General features: G+C 46.3%; 23 protein-coding genes. 10 read left to right on the forward strand and 13 right to left on the reverse strand.

Annotated elements, in window-relative coordinates; genetic code table 11:
• Nucleotides 1–30: 30 nt before the first annotated feature.
• From gorA to BCU12_RS07975, 3 genes are all read right to left on the reverse strand, one after another.
• A complete protein-coding gene (gorA, locus tag BCU12_RS07965; protein ID WP_102403806.1) occupies nucleotides 31–1,386 on the reverse strand; it encodes a glutathione-disulfide reductase in 1,356 nt (451 codons plus the stop codon).
• Nucleotides 1,387–1,637: 251 nt separating this feature from the next.
• Nucleotides 1,638–2,336 carry a glutathione S-transferase family protein gene (locus tag BCU12_RS07970; protein WP_102403807.1) on the reverse strand — a complete coding sequence of 233 codons (699 nt, stop codon included), beginning with the start codon at nucleotides 2,334–2,336 and terminating at the stop codon, nucleotides 1,638–1,640.
• A gap of 149 nt (nucleotides 2,337–2,485) precedes the next feature.
• The gene (locus tag BCU12_RS07975) at nucleotides 2,486–3,325 is read right to left on the reverse strand and encodes a 23S rRNA (adenine(2030)-N(6))-methyltransferase RlmJ (RefSeq protein WP_102403808.1); all 840 of its coding nucleotides are present in this window, start codon (nucleotides 3,323–3,325) and stop codon (nucleotides 2,486–2,488) included.
• Nucleotides 3,326–3,507: 182 nt separating this feature from the next.
• On the opposite strand from BCU12_RS07975, the gene prlC reads away from it, so the two are divergent.
• Nucleotides 3,508–5,550, forward strand: coding sequence for an oligopeptidase A (gene prlC / locus BCU12_RS07980; RefSeq protein WP_102403809.1), 2,043 nt, complete (start codon nucleotides 3,508–3,510; stop codon nucleotides 5,548–5,550).
• A 145-nt stretch (nucleotides 5,551–5,695) separates the two neighbouring features.
• Nucleotides 5,696–5,875 (forward strand): hypothetical protein, encoded by a 180-nt coding sequence (locus BCU12_RS07985; protein WP_102403810.1) that lies wholly within the window; start codon nucleotides 5,696–5,698, stop codon nucleotides 5,873–5,875.
• 7 nt (nucleotides 5,876–5,882) lie between these two features.
• Here the strand turns inward: BCU12_RS07985 and BCU12_RS07990 are convergent, their stop codons facing one another.
• The 4 genes from BCU12_RS07990 to BCU12_RS08005 all read right to left on the reverse strand — a co-directional run bounded on the left by BCU12_RS07990 (nucleotide 5,883) and on the right by BCU12_RS08005 (nucleotide 8,425).
• Nucleotides 5,883–6,338: a DoxX family protein gene (locus BCU12_RS07990; RefSeq protein ID WP_102403811.1), complete on the reverse strand. Its 456-nt coding sequence runs from the start codon at nucleotides 6,336–6,338 to the stop codon at nucleotides 5,883–5,885.
• On the reverse strand, nucleotides 6,331–7,116 hold the full coding sequence (locus tag BCU12_RS07995) for a DNA-binding domain-containing protein (protein WP_102403812.1): 786 nt from the start codon (nucleotides 7,114–7,116) through the stop codon (nucleotides 6,331–6,333). The genes BCU12_RS07990 and BCU12_RS07995 overlap by 8 nt, the downstream gene beginning before the upstream one ends.
• Nucleotides 7,113–7,961 (reverse strand): DUF692 domain-containing protein, encoded by an 849-nt coding sequence (locus BCU12_RS08000; RefSeq protein WP_102403813.1) that lies wholly within the window; start codon nucleotides 7,959–7,961, stop codon nucleotides 7,113–7,115. Before BCU12_RS08000 ends, BCU12_RS07995 begins: the two co-directional genes overlap by 4 nt.
• Nucleotides 7,962–8,164: 203 nt before the next feature.
• The gene (locus BCU12_RS08005) at nucleotides 8,165–8,425 is read right to left on the reverse strand and encodes a DUF2282 domain-containing protein (RefSeq protein ID WP_102403814.1); all 261 of its coding nucleotides are present in this window, start codon (nucleotides 8,423–8,425) and stop codon (nucleotides 8,165–8,167) included.
• Nucleotides 8,426–8,676: 251 nt separating this feature from the next.
• Here BCU12_RS08005 and uvrD point away from each other — a divergent pair, with 251 nt between their 5' ends.
• The gene (uvrD, locus tag BCU12_RS08010) at nucleotides 8,677–10,851 is read left to right on the forward strand and encodes a DNA helicase II (protein ID WP_102403815.1); all 2,175 of its coding nucleotides are present in this window, start codon (nucleotides 8,677–8,679) and stop codon (nucleotides 10,849–10,851) included.
• Between the two features lie 80 nt (nucleotides 10,852–10,931).
• Here the strand turns inward: uvrD and tpx are convergent, their stop codons facing one another.
• Both tpx and rarD read right to left on the reverse strand, forming a co-directional pair.
• Nucleotides 10,932–11,429, reverse strand: a complete 498-nt coding sequence (tpx, locus tag BCU12_RS08015) for a thiol peroxidase (protein ID WP_102403816.1) — start codon at nucleotides 11,427–11,429, stop codon at nucleotides 10,932–10,934.
• Between the two features lie 1,111 nt (nucleotides 11,430–12,540).
• Nucleotides 12,541–13,452: an EamA family transporter RarD gene (rarD, locus tag BCU12_RS08020; RefSeq protein ID WP_102403817.1), complete on the reverse strand. Its 912-nt coding sequence runs from the start codon at nucleotides 13,450–13,452 to the stop codon at nucleotides 12,541–12,543.
• Between the two features lie 167 nt (nucleotides 13,453–13,619).
• Between rarD and recQ the strand changes: the two genes are divergently transcribed.
• The 3 genes from recQ to BCU12_RS08040 all read left to right on the forward strand — a co-directional run bounded on the left by recQ (nucleotide 13,620) and on the right by BCU12_RS08040 (nucleotide 16,645).
• A complete protein-coding gene (gene recQ / locus BCU12_RS08025; RefSeq protein WP_102403818.1) occupies nucleotides 13,620–15,449 on the forward strand; it encodes an ATP-dependent DNA helicase RecQ in 1,830 nt (609 codons plus the stop codon).
• A 7-nt stretch (nucleotides 15,450–15,456) separates the two neighbouring features.
• Nucleotides 15,457–15,774 (forward strand): DUF3630 family protein, encoded by a 318-nt coding sequence (locus BCU12_RS08030; RefSeq protein ID WP_102403819.1) that lies wholly within the window; start codon nucleotides 15,457–15,459, stop codon nucleotides 15,772–15,774.
• 202 nt (nucleotides 15,775–15,976) lie between these two features.
• The gene (locus tag BCU12_RS08040) at nucleotides 15,977–16,645 is read left to right on the forward strand and encodes a 7-cyano-7-deazaguanine/7-aminomethyl-7-deazaguanine transporter (RefSeq protein WP_102403821.1); all 669 of its coding nucleotides are present in this window, start codon (nucleotides 15,977–15,979) and stop codon (nucleotides 16,643–16,645) included.
• A 77-nt stretch (nucleotides 16,646–16,722) separates the two neighbouring features.
• On the opposite strand, the gene BCU12_RS08045 is transcribed toward BCU12_RS08040, so the two are convergent.
• Both BCU12_RS08045 and BCU12_RS08050 read right to left on the reverse strand, forming a co-directional pair.
• Complete coding sequence (locus BCU12_RS08045) at nucleotides 16,723–17,844, reverse strand: Gfo/Idh/MocA family oxidoreductase (RefSeq protein WP_102403822.1); 1,122 nt, start codon at nucleotides 17,842–17,844, stop codon at nucleotides 16,723–16,725.
• A gap of 59 nt (nucleotides 17,845–17,903) precedes the next feature.
• Complete coding sequence (locus tag BCU12_RS08050; RefSeq protein ID WP_102403823.1) at nucleotides 17,904–18,638, reverse strand: GntR family transcriptional regulator; 735 nt, start codon at nucleotides 18,636–18,638, stop codon at nucleotides 17,904–17,906.
• A gap of 244 nt (nucleotides 18,639–18,882) precedes the next feature.
• On the opposite strand from BCU12_RS08050, the gene BCU12_RS08055 reads away from it, so the two are divergent.
• The 4 genes from BCU12_RS08055 (at nucleotide 18,883) to BCU12_RS08070 (ending at nucleotide 23,098) form a co-directional block, all read left to right on the forward strand.
• A complete protein-coding gene (locus BCU12_RS08055; protein WP_102403824.1) occupies nucleotides 18,883–19,422 on the forward strand; it encodes a TRAP transporter small permease in 540 nt (179 codons plus the stop codon).
• Nucleotides 19,416–20,705: a TRAP transporter large permease gene (locus tag BCU12_RS08060; RefSeq protein WP_102403825.1), complete on the forward strand. Its 1,290-nt coding sequence runs from the start codon at nucleotides 19,416–19,418 to the stop codon at nucleotides 20,703–20,705. Before BCU12_RS08055 ends, BCU12_RS08060 begins: the two co-directional genes overlap by 7 nt.
• A gap of 156 nt (nucleotides 20,706–20,861) precedes the next feature.
• Complete coding sequence (gene dctP, locus BCU12_RS08065; protein WP_347231983.1) at nucleotides 20,862–21,905, forward strand: TRAP transporter substrate-binding protein DctP; 1,044 nt, start codon at nucleotides 20,862–20,864, stop codon at nucleotides 21,903–21,905.
• A gap of 203 nt (nucleotides 21,906–22,108) precedes the next feature.
• On the forward strand, nucleotides 22,109–23,098 hold the full coding sequence (locus tag BCU12_RS08070) for a TauD/TfdA family dioxygenase (protein WP_102403827.1): 990 nt from the start codon (nucleotides 22,109–22,111) through the stop codon (nucleotides 23,096–23,098).
• 103 nt (nucleotides 23,099–23,201) lie between these two features.
• Here the strand turns inward: BCU12_RS08070 and gppA are convergent, their stop codons facing one another.
• Nucleotides 23,202–24,695 carry a guanosine-5'-triphosphate,3'-diphosphate diphosphatase gene (gppA, locus tag BCU12_RS08075; protein WP_102403828.1) on the reverse strand — a complete coding sequence of 498 codons (1,494 nt, stop codon included), beginning with the start codon at nucleotides 24,693–24,695 and terminating at the stop codon, nucleotides 23,202–23,204.
• Nucleotides 24,696–24,716: 21 nt separating this feature from the next.
• On the reverse strand, nucleotides 24,717–26,015 hold the full coding sequence (gene rhlB / locus BCU12_RS08080) for an ATP-dependent RNA helicase RhlB (RefSeq protein WP_102403829.1): 1,299 nt from the start codon (nucleotides 26,013–26,015) through the stop codon (nucleotides 24,717–24,719).
• Nucleotides 26,016–26,079 lie beyond the last annotated feature (64 nt).

Below are 26,079 nucleotides of genomic sequence, written 5' to 3' on the forward strand. Positions count from 1 at the left end.
ACTTAAACCCTTTTTATTACCCAAGAGAGACTATCTCATAGTAACGAATTCTTCAGACCCAGTAGGGTGAATCGCAACAACCGCATCAAAGTCTGCTTTGGTTGCGCCCATCTTCATCGCAACGGCAAAACCTTGAATCATTTCATCCACTGTGAAACCAATGCCGTGTAGACCCACAACTTTCTCGTCTTCACCAGCACAAACTAGCTTCATTTTACATGGTTGACGGTGCTTAGTGACCGCTGTGTACATTGCTGTGAAGCCTGATGTGTACACCTTGATGTTGTCTTTGCCGTATTGCTCTTCCGCTTCTTGAGTCGTTAGACCAATCGTGCCGATAGGTGGGTGACTGAAGACAACCGTTGGAACCAGCTCGTAGTCCATTTTTGCGTTGGTTTTGCCATTGAATAGGCGTTCAGAAAGTTGACGACCGGCCTTAACAGCGACTGGCGTTAGCTCAATGCCGCCTTCCATGATGTCACCAACACAATAGATGCCTTTCACGTTGGTTTCTTGGTATTCATCAACTTTGATGTAACCGCGATCATTGGTTGCTACGCCAGTGACGTCTAGGTTGATGGCATCCGTTGCTGGGTGACGACCAATCGCCCAAATTAGAGTATCAACGTTTTGGCTTTCACCGTTTTCTAGGTGAAGCGTTAGGCTGCCATCTTCTTCTTTAACCACTTCTTTTGGCACAGAGTGGGTATGAAGCGTTGGGCCTTCAGTATTCATTACTTCAACAAGCGTTTCTACGATCATTGGATCGAAGCTACGTAGCGGTGACTCTTTACGGCAGAATAGGTGAGTTTCGCTGCCTAGGGAGTGCATAACGCCTGCAATCTCAACCGCGATGTAACCTGCACCAATGACGGCTACGCGCTTTGGTTGCTCCATTAGCTCGAAGAAGCCGTTTGAATCAATACCGTGCTCAGCGCCTGGAATATTTGGAATCGTAGGGCGACCACCAACGGCAATCGTGATGTGATCTGCTGTGTAAAGTTCACCGTTTACTTCAACAGTCTTTGCGTCTACAAACTTAGCAAAGCCTTTGATGACGTTGACTTTGTTGTTTCCTAGTACGCGATCGTAAGATTGGTGGATACGGCCGATGTACGCTTGGCGGTTTTCAATCATTTTGTTCCACTTGAACTCTTTCAGTTCAACGTCGAAACCGTAGTCTTCCGCGTAGAGGTTGATGGCTTCTGCAACCTGAGCGCCATGCCACATGACTTTCTTTGGTACACAGCCAACGTTGACGCAAGTACCGCCAAGGTCTTGAGCTTCAATCAGTGCCACTTTTGCGCCGTACATAGAAGCACGGTTTGCTGAAGCGATACCACCAGAGCCACCACCGATACAGATATAATCAAAATGCGTTGCCATTACGTTCTCCGAAAGCTAATTAATTCCATTATTTTAGTAACAATACATTGGGGTGTGGAGTGATAAACTCAATATGACCGCAATGTTAAGTTGAATTTTGCTACCCATACTATAAATCGAGTCTAGCAACTTTACCTAATGGGAAAAAGTAAGATTGATTATGACTAATAGCGATGAAAGAGAGGAAAGTGGAATAAGGCCTATTCCGCTTTTGTTATTTTAACTCAGGCGTTCAGCCCTGAACCTTAACATTAACCGCAGCAGTTGCTGGTGGCGCAGCTACTCGGAGTTTGTGCACCTTTACTATCAGCAAGGTAAGTGTTGGATAGATAGAAGTCGCCAAACCGCTGAACAAAGTCATCAGAAACCGTTTTCTCTACGAGGCCTGAATCTAGAATGTTCTTTTGCCATGCCTGCATTTTGGGCAAGCCACAGAAGAAATCGTACCCAGAATGCGCTTTCACAATGGCCGCACGATGAAGTAAGGGTAACCAAGCGATATCGACATTGCTCAGCGCGTCCGATTTAAAGAACTGACTCTCGCCAGTCAGCTGATTTTCTGCTTTCTGGAATGCCTTAATTAATTTCTCTGCGCGTTCTTCAAAGGTTTGTTGGTCTTTGCTGCCCATGGTTCCACATTGAGGCAAATAGTGTTTCGTCCCCAGGTAGCTCCACGCTCTGTCTAAAGCGCGCTGCTCATTGGTGATCCCTTGCTCTAGTGGGTCAAACTCATCCTCGATGTATTCAATGATCGCATCGGATTCAAACAGTGCGGTACCAGAGTCGGTCACCATAACGGGCACTTGGCCGTTTGGAGATATGTCTAAAAACCATTGTGGCTTGTCTTTTAGGTTGATGTATTCAATCTCATACGGAACCTTCTTGGCTTCTAGCGCGGCGGTGACACGTTGAACAAATGGGCAAATTTTAAAGCTGATGATTTTTAGCATGTTCGTTTCTCTCGACTGATTTTTTATTGATACTTTTAAGACGTAGCTCAGTGAGGAAAGACGATGTTGGGATAAAAAAACGCAACGAGAATATCGTTGCGTCATAGATGGCTAACTAGATGGCTAACATGGAAGGTTGCCGAGTATGTCTATTCCGGAACAATCCAATCGACTTTGAAGTGGCCGGTTGCGGGGGCAATGGCGTCTTGTAAGAAAGGCAGAATTTCGTTCATTTGGCTTTCCAGCTTCCATGGCGGGTTGATGACGATCATGCCGGATGCTGTCATTCCGCGTTCGTTGGTGTCTGGGGAGACACCTAATTCGATTTGCAGAATATTGCGGATGCCAAGGCTTTCTAGCCCTTCAATCATGTCTTCGATGTCGCAGCGATTCACCACTGGGTACCAAATCGCGTAAATACCCGTTGCCCAGCGTTTGTGGCTTTGTGCGATAGCAGTGACGACATCGCGATACTCTTTCGCCAGCTCGTATGGTGGGTCAATCAATACCAAACCACGACGCTCTTTAGGCGGCAGGCTGCCTTTTAAGCGTTGGAATCCATCTTCTTTGTAGATACGCACTTGGCGATCGCGGTGGAATTCTTGCTCAAGCAGCGGGTAGTCGCTCGGGTGCAGTTCGGTCAATACCATGCGGTCTTGCGGGCGGAGGTGCGCGCGAGCAACGCGTGGCGAACCTGGGTAATAACGCAACTCTTCACCACTGTTGAGCTGTTTAATCGCTTCAAGGTAGCTTTGCATCTCTGCAGGGACATTATCTTGCGCCCATAAACGAGCGATACCTTGTTTGTACTCGCTGGTTTTTTCAGACCATTCGTGAGTTAAGTCGTAACGACCCACGCCAGAGTGCGTATCGTGGTAAACAAAGGGTTTCTCTTTTTGTTGCAGAGCGTTCAAGATCAGGCTCTGAACAATGTGTTTCACAACGTCGGCGTGGTTGCCGGCATGAAAACTGTGGCGATAACTTAGCAAATTAGACTCTCAAACACTCATCGATGAAGTGCGCATAATTAAAATATTCTGTTAAGGGGATTATACGCCACTATTGAAATTTCCATAACCTACCTATATTTAGTATTTACTATTAAATAATAAATTCTGAGGTAAGCTTGCTTGCTCTCTCATATTTAGCCTCATCGTAAAAAGGAACGTTTATGTCGAACCCGCTTCTGTCCTTCACCGATTTACCCCCGTTTTCTCTTATTAAGCCTGAACACGTAAAACCTGCCGTTGAGCAGCTGATTGCCGATTGCCGTGAAAAGATTGAGCAAGTATTAAAAGACAACAGTCACCCAAGCTGGGAAAACCTGGTCGCGCCGATTGAAGAGGTGGACGATAAGCTGGGGCGTGCATGGTCACCCGTGAGCCATTTGAACTCGGTAATGAACAGCGAAGAACTGCGTGAAGCGTATGAGAGCTGTTTGCCAATTCTGTCGGAGTACGGCACTTGGGTGGGTCAACATAAAGGGCTATTTGAAGCGTATAAGAGCATTCAAGTGAGTGATGCGTTTGATTCTTTGACGCAAGCACAAAAGAAGTGCATTACTGATTCTCTGCGTGATTTTGAGCTTTCTGGTATTGGCTTGCCTGCTGATGAGCAACATCGCTATGGTGAGATCAGCAAGCGTATGTCAGAGCTTGGCTCTCAGTTCTCAAACAATGTGCTGGATGCCACCATGGGCTGGAACAAACACATTACCGACGAGAAAGAGTTGGCAGGTATGCCAGAGTCTGCGATTGCCGCAGCCAAAGCCGCTGCTGAAGCGAAAGAGTTGGATGGTTACCTACTGACGCTTGATATTCCGTCATACCTTCCTGTCATGACCTACTGTGATAACCAAGCCCTTCGTGAAGAGCTATACCAAGCGTACGTGACGCGAGCTTCAGACCGAGGCCCAAGTGCTGGCAAGTGGGACAACACCGAGATCATCGCTGAGCAGCTAAAATTGCGTTACGAAATTGCGCGCATGCTAGGTTTCAATACCTTCAGTGAAAAGTCGCTGGCAACGAAGATGGCTGAAAACCCAGAGCAGGTATTGGGTTTCTTGAATGATTTAGCAGTGAAAGCGAAGCCACAAGGCGTACGTGAAGTCGAAGAGCTGCGCCAGTTTGCTGAAAAAGACTTTGGTGTGACTGAGCTAAACCTATGGGACATCGCATACTACAGCGAAAAACAGAAACAACATCTGTTCGAGATCTCTGATGAAGACCTTCGTCCATACTTCCCTGAATCAAAAGCAGTGAGCGGTTTGTTTGAAGTCTTGAACCGTGTGTTTGGCATGAGCGTGAAAGAGCGTCAGGGCGTGGATACCTGGCATGACTCTGTGCGTTTCTTCGATATCTTCGATGGCAACGATAAGCTTCGTGGCAGTTTTTACCTTGATTTGTACGCTCGTGAACACAAACGCGGCGGTGCATGGATGGATGATTGCCGTGGTCGTCGTATCACTGCGAATGGCGAACTGCAAAGCCCTGTGGCGTATCTAACGTGTAACTTCAACAAACCTGTCGGCGACAAGCCAGCACTGTTTACGCACAATGAAGTGGTGACTTTATTCCACGAGTTTGGTCATGGTATTCACCACATGCTGACGCAAGTGGATGCGGGCGATGTGTCAGGCATCAACGGCGTGCCTTGGGATGCGGTTGAGCTACCAAGCCAGTTCTTAGAAAATTGGTGCTGGGAAGAAGAAGCGCTGGCGTTTATCTCTGGTCATTACCAAACGGGTGAAGCGCTGCCTAAAGAGATGCTAGACAAAATGATGGCAGCGAAGAACTTCCAATCAGCGATGTTTATTTTGCGTCAGCTTGAGTTTGGTCTGTTTGACTTCACGCTTCACACGGAATTCGATCCTGAGGTTGGCCCTCGCGTTCTAGAGACGTTAGCAGACGTGAAATCAAAAGTATCGGTACTGCCTAGCCTAGAATGGAATCGCTTCTCACACAGCTTCAGCCATATCTTTGCCGGTGGTTACAGCGCGGGTTACTACAGCTACCTATGGGCAGAAGTGTTGTCTGCAGATGCGTTCTCTCGCTTTGAAGAAGAAGGCATCTTTAACAAAGAGACGGGGCAAAGCTTCCTGAATAACATCCTTGAGATGGGTGGCAGTGAAGAGCCAATGACACTGTTCAAGCGCTTCAGAGGTCGTGAGCCACAAATTGATGCCATGCTACGACACGCTGGCATTGAAGCGTAAACGAACACACCGATAACGGAGAATAACGATTGTTGAGATAATTTTATCCGTGTCATAAAACAAACCCACTCTTGACGTAAAAGTCATCGAAAGAGTGGGTTTTTGTTTATAATCTCTCGATAATTTTCAGGGAGATAGATTGATAATGAAATTAGTAACGTCTGTATTGATGGGGTTATTGTTGCTCGGGGCGAATGGTTGTGCGGAATTGAAGGAAGTCGGTACCGTCATTGGCCACACGACTCGCGATGCAACCAAAGCGATTGGTCATGCATCGCGAGACGCGGTGAATTCCATAAAGGAAGACATGAGCGACGAAGAGTAAACGCGAGTTATGCGCTGACTTTTTGTTTCAGCCACTTATCTACTGAGAGAGGGCCTGCGCCCCAAACGACGTTGATAAGAATCATCAATCCCCACAGTTGATGATCAAAGAATCCGCGTTCCCATAGCAGCGGATAAGAGACAACGGCCGTGATGTTGAACACGAACAAGATGGCGGCCATGGGTCTGGTGAACAGGCCTAACGCTAAGAAAACAGGCAGTATCAATTCGGCTGCAGTTCCCATGTAAGCCGCGAGTTCCCAAGGCAGTAAAGGCACGACATATTCGTATTCAAAAAGATACAAGGTGCTGTCCCATGAGGCTATTTTCACCAGCCCTGAATTGAAAAAGACCCACGCGACCCACAAGCGGCAAAAAAGCAGCAACAAAGGAATAAACGCACCTTGCAGTTTGACGACCAGATTGTCGTATTGGTTGACTAGATTGGTTAGGGAATTATTCATGGTCGGGCTCCTTGGGGTCATCAATCGTGAATCCGATGACCAAATTTAAACTGATGACTGCTTCTAGTTGTGCCAACAACGGCTCTTCAATCTCAGACAAGATTGCACCCTCGTTTAGCTTCACTAACAGTTGATGTTGTTCTTCATTGAGTGCGGAATGCCAAACCTCGCCATTGGGTTGGCAAGCGATGACGCCTTGTTCTGTATTGTTCAATTCCAGTCCATCGAATTGTTCCGTCATCATGGCGTGTTGCAATGAAAAAATGGCATGGTGAGAGGAAAATGCAATGGCGCTTGGCTGTAAATGAAATCTGAGGTGAGCGTGTTCTTCACTCGCGATATGGCTCAAACTCCCCAAAGGTTGCAAGTTGTCGATGGACTGATTCTGGTGTGAAAAAATTTGTTGAGATTGATCGATAAACCACTCAAAGCGAGCGACTTCCGTCAGGTACGGGGCCGCTTCAATAACCGCCGGAAAGTGCTCGATGGATTCTACGAAGCCTTCGCCATAATGGGTCACATCTCCATGCGTCAATGGCTGCGTGAGCACATGCTGACGTGCAAGTTGCGTAAAGCACTCTTCGCCAACCAGCTCGAGTATCATTGGGTAGGTGACTTCTAACACCTCACTCAGGCTGATAATGAAATTATTTCGGTAAATCTGCATGCGTTCATCAGCGCTGAAGTGATCACTGGTGATCAGGCAGTCTTCCCCATTTGCTTGGTAGTGAAGGGCATTGGCAAACTGCTGTTGTACATGCGCAAGTGAGGTATTCATGACGCTTCTCTTTGAGGCAGGCTCGCCAATAGCAAGTTGTTGGCTTTTTCTGCTTCTTGAAGCAAAATTTGTGGCTCTGGCAGGTCGAGATCCCATTCAATGAGTGTATGGCGGCTGCCATTTTTCTCTATCCATTGTTGATACAACTGCCAAACCTCCTCGCTGACGGGTTGGCTGTGCGTATCAATCCAGATTTCACCTTGTTCAAGCTGCTTGATGGTAAAGCCCGCCAAGTGAATCTCGTCGACGACGTCTGCATCAATGGCATTGAGATACGTTTGGCTGTCGAAGCCATGATTGAAGGCAGACACGTGAACATTGTTCAGATCGAGCAATAATCGGCAATCCGTACGCTTTTGCACCTCAGATAGAAAATCCCACTCTGAAATGGTGGAATGATTGAATTTTAGGTAGCTTGACGGATTTTCAATCAGCATTGGTCTTTGCAGTGCATCTTGAACTTCTAAGACATTACGACTGAATACGGCCAGCGCTTCTTCGGTGTAGGGCAGCGGCAGCAGATCATTAAAGTAGTGCCCGCCGTTTTCGCTCCAGCTTAGATGATCAGACACCATGATAGGGTCCACCTCTTTCACCAGTTGCGTAAGTTGGGCGAGATGTTTTGCATTGACTCGTTCAACACTGCCAAGTGATAAACCGATGCCATGACAGCTTATTTGGTAGTGGTTAAGAATGTCTCTTAGGCTTTGGCGCGCAGGAGAATTGGGTTGAAAGTAGTTTTCACTGTGGATCTCAAGCCAGCTTAGCTCCGGCTTTTCAGTTTGAAAGTAGGCCAAGTGTGGGCTTCTTAATCCAACGCCGATGTGATCGTGATAGGTTGTCAAAACGAATCCCTTCCTACTTTTTGTCTAAGTACAAATTATTCATGTACGAATTACTTATGTACAAATGAGTGCTTATATTGAGTGTAGCGTGTCTATTGAGCATGGTGGTTTGGTTGAGTAGAACGATTGAATCTTGTTGCGGATTATTGCTAGGTCTATCTGTTGAGCAAACAGACCTAGCAACACTAGTAGGCTATTGAGCTTTATGCTGATTCAGTGCTACCACCCGCTAGCTTGCCACATAAACCTTTAGGTAAAACTACGAAGGCATCTTTTTGATTGTCAGCTTTTGCTGTACCTGCACAAGAGCTTGTTTTAGTCGCACAATCATTTTTACCTGCTTTAGAAACGCCGTAGCACTTCTCTTTTTCAGCAGCAACCGCGTGAGTTGCGGTAAGCATAGTGCCACCTAGAGCGATAAGACCTGTAACAGCAGCAGTAACGGCAAGATTTGATTTTTTCATTGTTATTTCCTCTGACTTAATTCCTTGGTTTAATTCGCAAACTTTATTGGCTTGCTTAAGTTAGAGGATAGAAAACCCAGCAAAAAACTTTCAATTTTTTTATGAATTGTTTGCAACTAATGTTTTTTGTTTATGTATCTTGTTGATTTTTAGATTGAAAATTATTCAAGAAATATGTGATTTTTTGTCTCATCCGTCAGGGCTGTTTAGGTTATAATCACATTCTATGTATAAATAACCAGTAGCGTAGTGTGATGGACCCTTCTTTATTACTTGATGGCCTTAACGACAAACAGCGAGAAGCGGTCGCCGCTCCGTTGGAGAACCTTCTAATACTTGCAGGTGCAGGCAGTGGTAAAACCCGTGTGCTTGTTCACCGTATTGCGTGGTTGATGTCGGTTGAGCAAGCCTCGCCATTTTCAATAATGTCGGTGACGTTTACCAATAAAGCGGCGGCAGAAATGCGTGGGCGTATTGAAGAGCTGATGATGGGTAGCTCTTCGGGTATGTGGAACGGCACATTCCACGGTATTTGCCATCGAATTCTGCGCGCGCATTATCTCGATGCCAAGCTTCCTGAAGATTTCCAAATCATTGATACCGATGATCAAACACGCCTGCTTCGTCGTCTGATAAAGGCGCAAAATCTGGATGAAAAACAGTGGCCAGCGAAGCAAGCGGCCTGGTGGATTAACGGTAAAAAAGACGAAGGGTTACGACCTCAACACGTTGACGCCTACCATGATCCAATTGCTAAAACCTACCTACAAATTTATGCGGCTTATCAAGAAGCGTGTGATCGTGCGGGGTTGGTGGATTTTGCTGAGATCCTGTTGCGCGCCCATGAACTGCTTCGCGATAACAAGTTTATCCGAGAGCATTATCAGGCTCGCTTTAAACATATTTTGGTCGACGAATTCCAAGACACCAACAACATTCAATACGCTTGGCTGCGCATGATGGCAGGGCCAGATAGCCACGTGATGATCGTGGGCGATGATGACCAATCAATTTACGGTTGGCGCGGCGCTAAAATAGAAAACATTGAGAAATTCACCTTAGAGTTTCCAAGTGTTAACACCGTTCGTCTGGAACAAAACTATCGTTCAACCAAAACCATTCTTGAAGCGTCGAACACACTGATCGCAAATAACACAGAGCGTATGGGCAAAGAGCTGTGGACAGATGGCGTCGAAGGCGAGCCGATCTCGGTGTATTCAGCGTACAACGAATTGGATGAAGCCCGCTTCACCGTGAGTAAAATCAAGGAGTGGCAAGATAAAGGTGGCGCCCTGAATGATGCGGCGATGCTATACCGAAATAATGCCCAATCTCGTGTTCTGGAAGAAGCCCTAATTCAAGCCGGATTGCCGTACCGAATTTACGGCGGGATGCGATTCTTCGAACGTCAGGAGATCCGTGATGCGCTCAGCTATCTGCGTTTGATTTCTAATCGCAATAACGATGCCGCATTTGAGCGCGTCGTGAATACGCCAACGCGTGGTATCGGTGATAAGACTCTTGAGACGATTCGTTTCGCGGCTCGTGATCGTGGTGCAACCATGTGGGAAACCTGCGTTGCCTTACTGGATGAAAAAGTACTCGCAGGTCGCGCTGCCAGTGCGTTGAGCCGTTTTGTTGAACTGATTATTGCTCTTGAAGATGACACGATGGAAATGCCACTGCACGAGCAGACGGACCATGTGATTAAGTCTTCTGGCTTATTTGCGATGTACGAGCAAGAGAAGGGCGAGAAATCGAAGGCGCGTATTGAAAACTTGGAAGAGCTGGTGACAGCAACGCGCCAGTTCGAAAAACCCGAAGAAGCTGAAGATTTAACCTTGTTAACTGCATTCTTGACTCATGCCGCGCTAGAGTCGGGTGAAGGGCAAGCCGATGAGTTTGATGACGCCGTGCAATTGATGACGCTTCACAGCGCGAAAGGCTTGGAGTTCCCAATGGTCTTTATGGTCGGTGTTGAAGAAGGGATGTTCCCAAGTCAAATGTCGGCAGAAGAGGCGGGCCGATTAGAGGAAGAGCGTCGCCTGTGTTATGTCGGCATGACACGAGCGATGGAAAAACTCTACATCACCTACGCAGAGATGCGTCGCTTGTATGGCCAAGATAAGTATCATAAACCGTCACGCTTTATCAAAGAGCTGCCAGAAGCTTGTTTGGACGAAGTTCGAATGAAGGCACAAGTGAGCAGGCCAACCAGCGCAGGTCGCTTTAGCCAAACGGTGGTGAAAGAAAACTTTAATGAGACAGGGTTTAGTTTGGGCTCTCGTGTTAAACACCCTAAGTTTGGTGAGGGCACCATCATTAATTTTGAAGGCAGCGGCCCACAAAGCCGAGTTCAAGTCGCCTTTAATGGTGAAGGTATTAAGTGGCTCGTTACGGCTTACGCAAAACTAGAGCAGATGTAACTCTATGGGTGTCTAATGAAGAAAGGGCTGCTATTCAATAGCAGCCCTTTTTCTATTTTATGTGACGTCTTTAAATAAGTTTACAGTGCGGCAAGTGCAGCATCGTAATTGGGCTCTTCAGCAATCTCAGCCACAAGCTCGCTGTGAGTCACCTGGCCTTCCTCGTTCACTACAACGACAGCACGTGTCGTCAGGCTCGCTAAAGGACCTTCAGCAATTTCAACACCGTAGCTTGCTGAAAAAGCAGGTGAACGGAATGTTGAGGCATGCTGCACACCTTCAATGCCTTCAACCTCGCAGAAACGACCCGCTGCGAACGGCAGATCGGCAGAGATACATACAACCACCGCGTTCTCTTTTTCTGCCGCTTTTGCGTTAAAGGTACGAACACTTTGCGCACAAGTAGGTGTATCGATACTTGGGAAAATGTTCAGCACCACTTTCTTACCTTTCAAAGACGATAGAGTGAGTTCTGATAGATCGCCAGTGGTTAACGAAAACTCAGGTGCTTGTTTTCCTACTTGAGGTATCGAGCCATTAATTTTTACTGGGTTACCTTTGAACGTGACTTGAGACATGACTTGTCCTTAATATTTTTATGGATATGAGGTTTATCGCAATGTCGCTAAGTACGTTACTTGAATGCCGGGTGGAAGTGAATAGCCGAGGTGAGAACTTTTCGTGATGGTCTGCCCAAGTTGCATATATAGAAAAGCGACAGATAAAGAAAAACCCCGAGAGCTTACGCTCATCGGGGTCTATAGTCTTACTCGCAGCAATCCGGCTACTATAAGTGCTCCATGCATCAAATCCATGATAGTGTGCTGTAATCCGTCAGCTTATTCCTTTACATCGCCATCCTAGCGGTGTCCTTGACCTTATCCTGGTCTGCCAACAATCCTCGTTAGCGCGCTTCACTTATTCCTTGAGCGGTGTCCTTTACATCATCCTGATGTTCAGTCCTTGCCTCATCCAGAGGTGTCCATTGTCTTTCCATAGTAGTAACCATCCTAGTTACTATTGCGTCCATTCAATGTCCAATTCGCTTTCCTTGCCGACCATTCATCCTGAATAATCGAATCTTCATCCTGAAGATAACCTAGTCCTTGGAGTATCCTGTTCCGTGTCAGATTCCTTCCGACAGGGTTAATATTACGCTTTCTCTGTTTATCATCAACGCGGCTTTTGGGCTATTTGGTGTGTTTATTATGAGTGAAAAATAGTCGTATCTTTTATTATCAATAACTTATGATTGTTTTGGTGCTTATCTCTAAGCGAAGAAGTGTCTTTTGCTCACTTGCTTGTGAGAGATCTCTTACAAGCAAGTGAGCGGATTGGCGTATAACTCTGTGTGACTTTATATTCATATAAAGAGCATATTTATATGAATATAAAGAATGGTGGCGCCCAGTGTAGTGAAAATAGAACCACAGAGAAGACCAATATAAACCGTTAAGCTCTGCACTCGTTTCTGCACTCAGCGAGTGTGGCTAAAATGGTGACCTCATTTATCGGTAACTCTCAGGCGGAAATTTTGGTTTTAAGTTAGGGTGATAATAAAAGCTTGGCGACGTTATCACCAAGCTTTGCAGGGTATTGTTTGTGGAGGGTAGCCCAAGAGGAGAGCGCGAGTTAGCGCAATCAATGCTTCACAACATCGATGCTTCTCAACATCGGAGATTCACAAAATCAGTGTTTAGACAGGCGCTTCTTCTTATTGTTAAATCGAAAAGCATCGAAGGTGAAAACAATAAGGGCTCCCCAAATGAAGGCAAACGTCACCATTTTGTCTTGAGTAAATTCTTCACCGTAGATGAGAACTGCAAGCAGTAACATCAAGCTTGGGCCGATGTACTGGAAGAAACCCAGTGTTGAAAGCTTGAGGCGGGTGGCGGCTCCGGTAAAGCAGAGCAAAGGCAACGTCGTTACAACACCGGCAGCGAGCAGTAAAATATTCAGGTTCATGTCGTTGTTGACGAGGTTCGACGTAGAAGAATCAGCAATGAACATGAGGTAAATCAGCGCAACAGGCAGCAAGACGAGGGTTTCTATAAACAGGCCAGTTTGCGCATCTAGGCTGACTTTTTTACGCAAAAGGCCATACAAACCAAAGCTCATGGCCAGTGTCATCGCGATGATTGGCACAGAACCAAACGCGATCAATTGAACAACGACGGCGCAAGCGGCTAAAGCCACGGCAAACCACTGTAAGCTTCGAAGCCGTTCACCGAGAAATAGCATGCCTAGCAGGACATTGATTAACGGATTGATGTAATAACCCAAACTCGCATCCAGCATGCGATTCTCATTGACGGCCCAAATGAAGATAAGCCAGTTCAAGGCGATGACAAAGGAGGTGGCAAGAAGGTAGGTCATCTTAGTTTTGGATTTCATGACATCGCGGACATCGCGCCAACGTCGTCCTACATGCAGTAAGCCGGCTAGAAAGAAAAAGGACCAAATCACTCGGTGACTCAGTATTTCTAGGGCCGCCACACCATCAAGCGATTTAAAGTAAATGGGAGCAATACCCCACATGGTGTAGGCACCGACAGCAAACAAAATCCCTTGTCGCGTTCTTTGTTGTTCTTCTGTTTTCATGAACGGTCGCTTATTAATAGAGAGGAGAGATGAAAGATCCGCAGTATACGAGTCGGCTAGTCATTCACCTAACAAATTTGCAGTTTAATTCCTCGGCGTTCCCCTCTACAATGTCGAGCCAAAAGCGGAATATACTCGGCTTGAAAGACCCTTATTTGAGATATTGAATGACCTCCACCTTGCTCGCACAACAAGCAGAAACTTCTCCCCAAAGCATTTTAGAAGATGTGTTTGGCTATCAACGTTTCCGTGAAGGGCAGTTGGAAGTCATTGAATCGGCTTTAAGTGGCCAAGACAGCATGGTCATCATGCCGACGGGTGGGGGGAAATCCCTTTGCTACCAAGTCCCAGCTTTGCTTCATTCTGGATTAACCTTGGTTATCTCCCCGCTGATATCGTTGATGAAAGATCAAGTGGACCAGCTTAAAGCGGACGGTGTGGCCGCCGAGTGCGTAAACTCGACCATGTCGAGAGAGGCGTTAATCAATGTGTATAATCGTATGCACAGCGGTGATCTAAAGCTGGTTTATATCTCGCCTGAACGTGTCCTGATGCAGGATTTCATTGAGCGCTTACAGAATGTAAACCTATCGATGATCGCGGTTGATGAAGCGCATTGTATTTCTCAATGGGGACACGATTTTAGACCCGAATACGCCGCGATTGGCCAGCTGAAAACCTACTTCCCTAACGTCCCTTTTATGGCCTTAACGGCGACCGCCGATGATGCGACGCGTGGTGATATTACGCATCGTCTCAATTTGGTTGAGCCACATGAGTATCTTGGCAGTTTTGACCGCCCCAATATTCGCTACAACTTGGTTGAAAAGCATAAGCCTGTTTCGCAGGTCATTCGTTTTGTCGAATCCAACAAAGGTTTATGCGGCATTATTTACTGCGGTAGCCGTAAGAAAGTGGAGATGGTGACGGAAAAGCTGTGCAATAACCATATCCGAGCGGCGGGTTATCATGCGGGGATGGATGTGGATGAACGGTCCTATGTGCAAGAAGCCTTTCAGAGAGATGATATTCAAATCGTCGTTGCCACCGTGGCGTTTGGTATGGGCATCAATAAGCCCAACGTTCGCTTTGTGGTGCACTTTGATATTCCACGTAACATTGAATCGTACTACCAAGAAACGGGTAGAGCTGGGCGCGATGGTTTGCCTGCGGAAGCCATGATGCTGTATGACCCGGCTGATATTGGGTGGTTGCGTCGTATTCTTGATGAAAAAGACGAAGGGCCGCAGAAGCAGGTTGAATCTCATAAGCTCAATGCCATGGTGGCGTTTGCCGAAGCGCAAACCTGTCGTCGTCAGGTCTTGCTTAACTACTTTGGTGAGTATCGAGAAAAGCCTTGTGGTAACTGCGATATTTGCCTAGATCCACCCAAGCACTTTGATGCAACCAAAGAGGCGCAAAAGGCGCTTTCTTGTGTCTATCGCGTCAATCAAGGCTTTGGTATTGGCTATGTTGTGGAAGTTCTGCGTGGCATGCAGAATATCCGTGTCAGAGAAAATGGGCACGATAAACTGTCGACGTATGGCATCGGTCGCGACCACAGTCATGATTACTGGGTCAGCGTTTTCCGCCAGCTGATTCACAAAGGCTTGCTGTCTCAGAACATTACCCGCAACTCTACCTTGCAGCTAACTGAAGAAGCGAGACCGGTTCTACGTGGTGAAATGGAATTGGAATTGGCGGTGCCTCGTTTGGATACCGCTGCCAGAAGCGCAAAGTCAGACAAGTTATCGAGTAAAAATTACGATAAGAAGCTGTTTGCCAAATTACGTAAGCTGCGTAAGAGCATTGCTGATGAAGATAGTCTGCCGCCCTATGTCGTCTTTAGTGATGCCACTCTGATTGATATGGCTGAAATTCTGCCAACGTCATACGGTGAAATGCTCGCCGTTAATGGCGTAGGGCAACGTAAGCTTGATAAATACGCCGATGCCTTCCTAGATTTAATCCAAGAGCACATAACCACACCTGGATGACACAACCATGATGGATCATACTCAAACTCAGTTTGGACTCGACGAATACTTGGCAGAGCAGGGGCGAATCCTCATTTCATCGCCGCGCTTTGATTTTGATAGCTTTTCAGAGCTGGCCGAGCGGTTGGTTACGTTGCTTTCCGCTGAAGTCGTTGAAAAGCAATGTGATGCGGATATTCATTCTTGGTTGGTTGATTTTGAAGGCTGCCATTTGTTCTTAAAGGGTGAGCACTACAGTGAATCCTTGTGGTTAGAAGCTTTGGCACCGAATGAAGCAAAAGAAGAGCTAGAGTATCTCAGCCAGTTATTGTCGAAAGGGTTTTAAAGTTAATCGTTTGCGTGATTTTTAACCGCTTGCAGCCTGTCTTGGTTACTGTATAATCGCCCGCCGCTACACTCCTGAACTTCATTTTTTGGATCAGGCAGTGAGCAAACTTTATTTATTACATTGTTGGTATGGATTCTCCCCATTGGGTTGAATTCAATTAGGGTTCCCTCGCCCCCTAACCAAACTAAAAAGGTCACGCATGAATCACTTTACTTCTGCGCAGCAGCGCAACGCCCTCTTTTTCTTGGTCTTATTCCATCTGATCATCATTGCATCCAGCAATTACCTGGTGCAGTTACCCTTTACTGTCTTTGGCTTTCATACGACTTGGGGTGCATTTACTTTCCCATTTATTTTTCTGGCCACGGATTTAACCGTTCGCGTATTCGGTGCTCAGCTTGCTCGTAAAATTATCTTTTTGGTGATGTTGCCTGCGCTTGCGGTGTCGTATCTGCTTTCTGTTGTTTTCTTTGAAGGGCAGTTCCAAGGCTTTGGTCAGTTATCTGAATTTAACTTGTTTGTTGCGCGTATTGCGGCAGCAAGCTTTATGGCTTACATGCTGGGCCAAATATTGGATGTGCATGTCTTTAACCGACTGCGCCAGCTAAAGCAGTGGTGGATAGCACCGACTTGTTCAACATTATTCGGTAATGCCCTAGATACACTCGCGTTCTTTGCGATTGCTTTCTATCAAAGCCCCGATCCGTTTATGGCTGAGCATTGGGTTGAGATCGCGCTGGTGGATTACGGCTTCAAACTTATTATCAGTTTAGGTCTGTTTGTTCCTATGTACGGTGTGTTACTGAATTATCTGATTAAGAAATTGACGGCTGTGAATCCTGATTTTAAAGCGGTTGGTTCAGCTTAATCAGTCAATCAATTGAGTCTTTCTGAAGTTGTTTTATTCAGTTCTTTTTATTGTATTAGCGTTCGTTGTAATAGCGATTAAGGGCTCTCGTAATAAGACCAACCATTATCTGTAATCTCGACGGTCTTTCCTGTCTCTATGGATTGTTGTGCTGCGAGTCCAATAATGACGGCTTTCAGGCCATCTTCGGCGGTGACTTCTACGAGCCCACCTTGAGTGATTGCCTGATGAAACTTCTGGTGCTGATAAAACGTCGAGCCGTTGTGGTCGCCAGCCGCCAATAGGGCAGGGTCCACGGGAATAGGGATCGCTTCTGGCCCAGTTGGGTTGCGCGGAGATATCACAACTTTCGGCGTTGGTGGCTCACCCAAGTCTTGATTCCAAAACCTTGTTGGGCCAGGCACAAACGCTTCTACCTTTCCTTCGCTGCCAACAACGGATATTTCCTCTTGATACTGTGATCCTTCTGCGAACATACAGAGCTCGAGCATGGCTCGTTGCCCATTAGCGAAATCCACAAGGACATAGGCGTTATCAAGAATGTCAGGTTGTTCGCCATTATAGCGTTCGTCAATGTGATTGGTGTGTTGGCTTCCCGTGGCATAGACTCGAATGGCTTCGCTTTGGGTTTGTAAACGCATTAAATCGAAGAAGTGACAGCATTTTTCGACCAGTGTCCCGCCAGTGTTTCGATTAAACCGGTTCCAATCTCCAACCTTTTCGAGGAAGGGGAAGCGATGTTCACGGATACTTAATTGGCTAACATGGCCAGCATTTCCACCACTGACCAAATCGATGAGTTTAGCGACCGGTGGCATATAGCGATATTCCATCGCGACCCAAATAGGAGCGGGGTGCTGACTCACCGCATCTCTTATTCGCTGAACATCTTCCACTGAGGTGACGATAGGCTTCTCGACTAGGACAGGGAGATGGGTGGTTTCTAATAGCGTTAATAGTTGGTTCGCATGGCAATGGTTGGGGCTTGCTATCACAATGGCATCGATATCTGAACGCTTGAGAAGCTCCTCAACGGAAGAGGTAAATACGATAGAGCTATCGAGTGTTTTGATCGCATCCTGCATCATTTTATCTGGCTCGAAAACGGCAATAACTGAAGCGCCTAGCAGTAACTGAATATTACGAATGTGCTCTTGCCCCATCATTCCACACCCAATGAAAGCGTATCGAATTGCCATGTTAACTCCTTTAATGTGTTGCCACGAATAGTGATTTAGTTTCTATAAAGCGGCCATTGTTATGACATTCTTGACACGTAGTGACACGTTTCAGGGTTGAACCAAGTTCTTGAGTATTCCTCGACTTTTTGTTCGTCCGTCCAACTGATACGTTCTATCCAGCCAACGGAGGTGTTAGCTGGAACGCCAAGGATATCAGCAGACCAAGCGTCTGCCTTTTTGATGCTAATACGGTCTTCAACGTGGCCAATCCAGAAGTTGAAATGTTCGCGATAATGGCGATACAGCGACTCATCGAGAGATTGAGCATTAAGTGCGTCACAATGTTCAGCGCGAATCCACATTTCTTCAGCCGCAATAATGGTTTTGTTGAGAAAACGTTGACGCTCTATTCGCCAAAATTGGGTATCTTCTGATACACCGAAGTGTTTGGCGACATCAACGTTTGGCTCTTTGCGTACACTCAGTGTGTTTGCGTGTGGTGTTCCGCCCCCGTCTAAAAGTTCTAGACGAAACAATTGATACGCGGCCTCTTTAGGTGGGTTTTTCACATAAGTACCACTTCCTTGCCGTCGCTCAAGTAAGCCCTTTTCTTCGAGTAAAGCCAGTGCTTTTCTCAGTGTGCCAACCGCAACATTTAGCTCTGTGGCTAAATCGGTTTCTACGGGGAGTCGCTCATTTGCACGCCAGTGCCCTGCATTGATCTCTCGTATAAGTAGTTCACTGATTTGAACGTACTTAGGTTTTCTCTTCGGCTGGTTCTGTGTGGTGTCAGTAGGGAAATCGATTTCCATTTTTATCTCGCACTATTCTTTGTCGCTAGCCAAATTGAAGCTACATATCACTTTCATTATCAATTCATTTACAATTGATTTACATGTTGAGATTACACTGTTAGGGTTGTCTTGCAAACTAAAATGTAAATGAATGGTGAATGAAAGTGGGTTTTCTCTCTTCGATTTAATGATTTGGTGAGCTGAAATTACTCCGCTTTAGCTCTGGGTGACTAAAGCAAATTGAAAGCTGGGGAAAGGAAAAATGAAGCTATTGCATGGAAGCTATTTGCTAATAGAAGCGCTCAATACTCGAATAATCTGGGCAGGCAGGCAGGTGGCTTGGGTTCTCGTCATGGCAATGGTTTTGACCATTTTATTACAGGTGTTCTGTCGATACGCATTATCCAACGCGCTACCTTGGCCTGAAGAGGTTGCTAGAGCATTAATGATTTGGATGATGGCGCTCGTCGCGGCGGGTGCGTACCGAACCGGTGGGTTTGTGGCAATCGAGATGCTGCAAGACTACTTGCCTACACGCTTAGCTCAGTGTTTAAAAATTACCTTATTGGTTCTTTCTGCCTTAGTGCTTTGGAAGCTCTCAAGTTTAGGTGTCGAGTTTTTTGAGCGTGGATTTCGAACTCGAGCCGCATCCTTTCATTTGTCTAGAGCGTGGATTTATCTCGCTATGCCCGTCTGTTTTATCACGATGTTGATGGTCAATATCGAACTGATTTTAAAGAATCTCCTGAGTGTATTTAGCCAAGGTTCAGAGTCTAAAACAAAAGAGGTTAACCCATGTTAGTTCTATTTTTGCCTTTGTTCTTAATACTTCTGCTGATAGGGCTACCGGTTTTCTTTGCCACTCTTTTTGCGCCAGGCGCAATGATGCTGGCTTTGGGCATGGACCGAGACTTACCGATGCTATTTCGTAATATCTATAACGGGATTGATTCGTTCCCATTGATGGCGATCCCTTTCTTTATGCTTGCTGGAGAGCTGATGAACCGTGGCGGTATTACGCTGCAATTGGTTAATTTTTCTCAGGCGTTCATCGGCCATGTCCGAGGTGGGCTTGCACACGTCAATATTTTATCGAGCATGTTATTTGCGGGATTATCTGGTTCTGCGGTGGCTGATACTTCAGCGCTCGGTTCTATGTTGATTCCTGCCATGGAAAAGAATGGTTACTCAAGGCGTTTTGCGGCAGCAATTACCGCGGCTAGCTCTGTGATTGGCCCGATAATTCCACCGTCTGGAATTATGATCATTTACGCCTACACCATGGAGGTGTCTGTGGCGGCGTTATTTGCCGCGGGTATCGTCCCTGGTTTGTTGATAGGGCTTGCGCTGATGGGGGTAACGACTCTAATGGCGAAAAAGCATGACTTTCCCGTTGCCAGTGAGAAAACCACTTGGCCTGAACGAGGTCAAGCAACACGTGCTGCGATATTACCATTGCTGACTCCAGTGTTGATATTGGGCGGAATTGTGGGTGGGGTGTTTACGCCAACTGAAGCGTCGGCGATTGCGGTTGGCTACGCGTTATTTCTCAGCTTATTCGTGCTGAAAACCATTAAGCTTAAAGAGCTGCCTGATTTATTTGCTCGCTCTGCATCAGCATCAGCGGTGGTATTGCTGCTTGTTGGCTCTGCCTTAGCATTTAAAACGGTTGTCAGCTTGTCTCATGCTGCCGAAGACTTAGCGGACTGGGTGTTGGCTATAAGCGACAACCCGTTAATGCTTCTGTTTGCGATCAATATTTTACTCTTCATTGTTGGGATGTTTTTAGATGCGGGCCCAGCCATCATCATTTTAGGTCCAATCCTTGCGCCCATATTCATTTCGATCGGCATCGATCCTGTTCATTTCGCCATTATTATGAGCGTGAATTTAACTGTAGGTTTGGCCACGCCACCAATGGGACTGGTGTTGTTTGTTGCTTCAAGCGTGTCAGGAGAAAAGGTGGAGTCGATAGCAAAAGAAATTCTGCCCTTTCTGGCAGTGGAAATGCTCGTCATTTTCCTCATTACCTTCTTCCCATCCGTATCAATGACGGTTCCAAGGCTCTTTGGGTTGGTCCAATAAATTCTCTGTCTGTAGATGCAGTCGACAGAAATATAAGGTGAAAGGCCTTAGTGAAAAGGCGGAGTTGGGGAAAGCGATAACAATAAGCCCAACATGCCTATAAAAACAGAAAGTGAAACAATCAAAAGGAAATAGATTATGAAATTTGCTAAAGCGATGGCGAACGGCCTTACCGCGATGGTTCTTGCTGCTTCAATTACTGCTGTGCAAGCGGCTGATTTTCGTTTGAGGGCAGTAGCAAACTCGAACGAGAATGATGAGGATTATGATGGTCTTGTGGTTTTCAAAGACTTCGTTGAATCTCGCTCAAACGGAAAGATCTCGGTAGAACTCTTTATCGGTACTCAGCTATGCGGCAATGGTACGGAATGTGTTCAAGCTCTAGAAGATGGCTCGATCGACATTTACGTATCTACCTCGGGTGGTACTGCCAACATGTACCCTTACGTACAGGTTCTTGATTTACCTTATATCTTAGCGGATGACCGAATTGCAGAAACCGTGCTGAGTGGTTCATTTGTACAGGAAATGAGAAAAGACATCTTGAAGGATTCCGGCAATAAAGTGCGTTTGATGACCATTGGTAACACGGGTGGTTGGCGTAACTTTGCGAATACCAAACGTACAGTGAGGTCTCCTTCTGATATGGAAGGTCTAAAAATTCGTACTGTCGTTGCTGACCTTCCTCAAGAGTTGGTGAAGTCACTTGGAGCAAGCCCGACTCCAATCCCTTGGCCTGAGCTATACACTTCATTTCAGACAGGAGTCGTTGAAGGTTCGAAAAACGGCATTACTGACATCATGGGAATGAAGTTTCCTGAGGCTGGCTTGAAATACGTGACCTTAGATGGCCACGCATACATGGCCGCACTGTGGTTAATGAACAATGAACACTTTAGCGAAATGCCGGAGGGCCTGCGTAAAGTGGTGGTAGATGGTTTTTATGCGCTGCAGCAAGCAACCTTTGCGTCGCCAAAGCGTAAGTCAATTCAAGCTTACCAAGATTTCACAAAATCTGGCGGTACATTATACGTGCCAAATCAAGCGGAAAAAGACAAGTTTAAAGCGAAGGCTCAGCCGGTATATCAATGGTTCAGTAAGAACGTAGATCAAGGCGAGAAGTACTATCAGTTGCTTGTGTCAGAAGCGAGTAAAGCCGAGAAGTCGATAGCGGCAACGTACCAGACAGAACTTAACTAGAGTGCGCAATGAATCCTTTTCCATTAAGTCGTTTGGAAGGGGTTCTCTTTATTTCATTATGCGGGTATCAATCTGACATACCCGTACTCAGATGACTTGACGCTTTAAGTACTCACCGCTGTGAAAGTGTATAAACAGCTGTGAGCTTTTTTCATGCTTGTGCGGTAAGTCATTGGCATAAACTATTTTGGAAGGGCAAGCTAATGCTGAATATTGGGGAAATATCTGAACAAAAAAAAGTTAATGGACGAGACTTTCCATTAGTCGTTCTCCCACCCAACGAATCAGTGGCCGCTAATCCAGTGTCAATGTTGGACTGGTTCGAGACAAATAAGTCTGACATCCATAGTAAGCTTATCGAGCATGGTGCGGTTTTGTTGCGTGGTTTCCCCGTTGAGAGCGCTGATAGGTTCGAGCAACTCTTAGATCATTCTGATTATAAGAATAACCCCTACATTGGCGGTGCCGCTCCTCGTGTTCAAGTGACTAAGTCTCGTGTGGTGACGGCGAATGAAGCGCCTCCGTCAGAAAAAATCCCTTTTCATCATGAGATGGCACAAACACCGAAGCCGCCCGGTTATATCTTTTTTTATTGCGATACCCCCTCAAAAACGGGAGGAGCGACCTCTATTCTTCACTCGAATGAAATATGCCAGCGGTTTTTTGAGTTAGCGCCAGAGTTTGCTAAGAAGATAGAGGAACAAGGTGTTCGCTACATTCGATACATGCCAGAAGTCACTGATAATGCATCTCCGATAGGTCGATCTTGGAAAGAGACTTTCAACGTCGAAACTCGTGAAGAGTGTGAAGAGCTTCTTCGCGAACACAACATGAGCTGGAGTTGGGAAGATGCAGGTGTACTAAAAACAGAGACGTCGACATTACCCGCTATTCGATTGGATAAAGAGACGGAGCAGAAGACATTCTTTAACTCTATTGTTGCAGTCTACGATGGTTGGAATGACAGTCGTAATGTGTCGACTGAAGCCGTAGTGAGTGGTGCTGGTAGTTTGATGGATGCGGATGTCATGGAGAAAACCAAACAGGCGATGGACGAGCTCAGTGTCAATTTTAGGTGGAAAAAAGGGGACGTGTTATTGGTGAATAATTATACGGTTCTGCATGCAAGGCAGCCTTTCACTGGCCAACGACGTATTCTCGCATCGGTCGCCATAAAAGAGCAAAACGAGTAAGTTGCTAAGGAGTGAACGTAATAAACCTTTCGGGATGCAAGTGGAATGAGAGTAAGCCTCAAGCAAGGGTGTAAAGCGAATGCTCGAGGCGAATTCTATGTTCTTAGGTTGGATTGATTGACAGAGGCCAGCCAGCATCGGATTGGCGACTCGATTCAATTTCAAGCTCTGCGGCTGTTAGCGGATTCTCGGTTAACCATTGCTTACTTATTGAAAGCTCTAAGCTGTTGCCATTAGCTTTGATGGATACTTCAGGCTGCGTAGCGCTATCTCTTCGGTGAGTTAACAATACCGAAAGCCTCAGTAATCGAAGGATACGCTGGCTGCTCAATGTACTAATAGCCTGCTGGTCAGGCATTGGAGTTAGCTGTTCTCGGTAGCGTCGTGTGATTTCTGCAATGCAGTGCTTTTGTGCGCGAGTAAACCCAGGTAGATCGAGCTGTTGCAATAAATAAGCGTTGTGTTTTCCTGCTTGCTTGAAATCGATGGTTAGTCCAATTTCGTGCAGTTGACATGCAGTAGTAAGGATAGCTTTTGCTTGAGGCTCTGGAAGCCACATTTTCTGATCGCATTGCTCGAGTAGACCACTTGCTGTATCCGCGACCTGTTGTGCGTAAGCGATATCCATTTGGTAGCGTTTTTGTACACTCTCAATTGTTCTAGAGCGTATATCGCTTTGACGTAGTTCAGGCACCATTTCGTAAGCCATTCCTTCACGAAGTGCTCCGCCAGCCAATGTCATGGATTCAATTTCTAGCAATTCAAATATCGCAATGAGAATCGATAGTCCACTCGGGAAGACTAACGCACGCTCGAGTGTTAAGCCTTCAATTTCGAGTTCTTCCAATTGATCGGTGAGCATTGCCTGTTTCTGCAAACGTTTCAACTTAGCCAAAGTAATGACTTCATCCATTCCTTGCGCCAGCATGATTTCTTGTAGGGCCTGTACTGTGCCACTTGCGCCAACACATACGTCCCATCCAATCTGAGTGTATTGCTCTAGAATAGGAGAGATGGTTTGTTTCGCGGCACTAATGGCGGAATTGAAGTTTTCTTCGCTCAGTTGGCGATCTTTAAAGTGCTTTTCAAGCCAAGTCACACAACCCATTTTTAAGCTGGTTAGTGCTTTCGCATCAAAGCCTTTGCCGATAACGAGTTCTGTACTTGCGCCACCGATGTCGACCACTAAACGACGACCAATGCCTCCAGAGGTGTGTGCGACACCTTGGTAAATCATGGCGGCTTCTTGTTCGCCTGAAATGACGTGAATCTTGTGACCTAATATCTGATTCGCTTTCTCTAGAAAAACATCCACATTGGTGGCCGTACGAAGTGTCGCAGTGCCCACGATGCGGATGTTTTCTGTTGGTATATCTTGTAGTCGCTCGGCAAAAAGACTTAAGCAATCCCATCCACGCTGCATAGCTTCCTGACTCAGCGCATTATCGCTGTCTAACCCTGAGGCTAAACGCACCTTGCGCTTTATCTTGGCCATAGTTTGCACGCTGCCACTGATGTGACGCACAACGAGCATATGAAAACTGTTCGACCCAAGGTCGATGGCAGCGTAAAACGCGGGTGAGACTGTTTGGTTCATAGTCGACTAAAGATTCCCTATCTATTGTTGACGAGGTTGGCGCGGACGACGGTTATTCGGTCTGCGATTTCCAGAGCGTGGGCCACCTGAATTCGAGCGACGTTGCTGTGGATTGCGAGAGCGCATGCGAATTGGTGCAGGCAGATCGTCAATCAACGCTGATGAATCATAATCAGAAACCGGAATCGAGTGTTCGATGTACTCTTCGATTGGCGGTAGGTTAATCGCGTAGTCTTCACAAGCAAAGCTAATAGAGTGACCGCTTTCACCAGCACGACCGGTACGGCCAATACGGTGAACGTAATCTTCACAGTCGTCAGGAAGATCGTAGTTGAATACGTGTGTTACCTGAGGAATGTGTAGACCACGAGCGGCAACATCGGTTGCAACTAGAATATCTACGTCACCTTTAGTGAATTGCTCTAGAATCTTCTCACGTTTCTTCTGTGGAACATCACCCGTTAGTAGGCCAACTCGGTGTCCATCAGCCGCAAGGTGTCCCCAAACAGAATCACACTTGTGTTTTGTGTTAGCGAAAACGATAGCGCGATCTGGCCACTCTTCTTCAACTAAGGTTTGAAGCAGTTGCATCTTATGTTCGTTAGAAGGGTAGAAAAGCTCTTCTTGGATACGATGCCCTGTTTTACGTTCAGGTTCGACAACAACATGCTCAGGGTTGTGCATGTGCTCAAACGCAAGCTCTTGCACGCGGTAAGAAAGCGTTGCTGAGAACAGCATGTTTAGACGCTCGTTTGGTGCAGGCATGCGGCGGAACAAGAAACGAATGTCTTTAATGAATCCAAGGTCGAACATGCGATCGGCTTCATCAAGAACAACGGCTTGAATGTGGTTAAGGTTAAATACCTTCTGCTTATAGAAGTCGATAATACGACCTGTGGTACCGATAAGGATATCGACACCCGCTTCTAGCTTAGATACTTGCTTATCGTAGCTTTCGCCACCGTAAGCTAAACCCGCTTTGATACCAGTGCTTGCACATAGAGATTCAGCATCGTTAAAAATCTGAATCGCTAGCTCACGCGTTGGTGCCATAATGATCGCGCGAGGCTGGTTAGCTTGGCGACCTTCATGTTCAGGCGTAGTCAGTAAGTGGTTAAAAGTAGCAGTGAGAAACGCTAAGGTTTTACCAGTGCCCGTTTGGGCCTGGCCTGCAATGTCTTGGCCGGTGAGCAGTACCGGCAACGCCAAGGCTTGAATAGGGGTACAAAATTCGTATCCATTTTTATTCAATCCTTCAATGACTTGGGCGTTTAAACCGAAGTCGGCGAACTTTTGCTCTGTGATATGCGTCTTTTTCATCGCTATAGAATATCAGCTTAAGCTTGCAATACGAAAGTAAATACATTCCAATAGGGCATCTATT

Source organism: Vibrio sp. 10N.261.55.A7 (assembly GCF_002877365.1).
Lineage (GTDB): Bacteria > Pseudomonadota > Gammaproteobacteria > Enterobacterales > Vibrionaceae > Vibrio.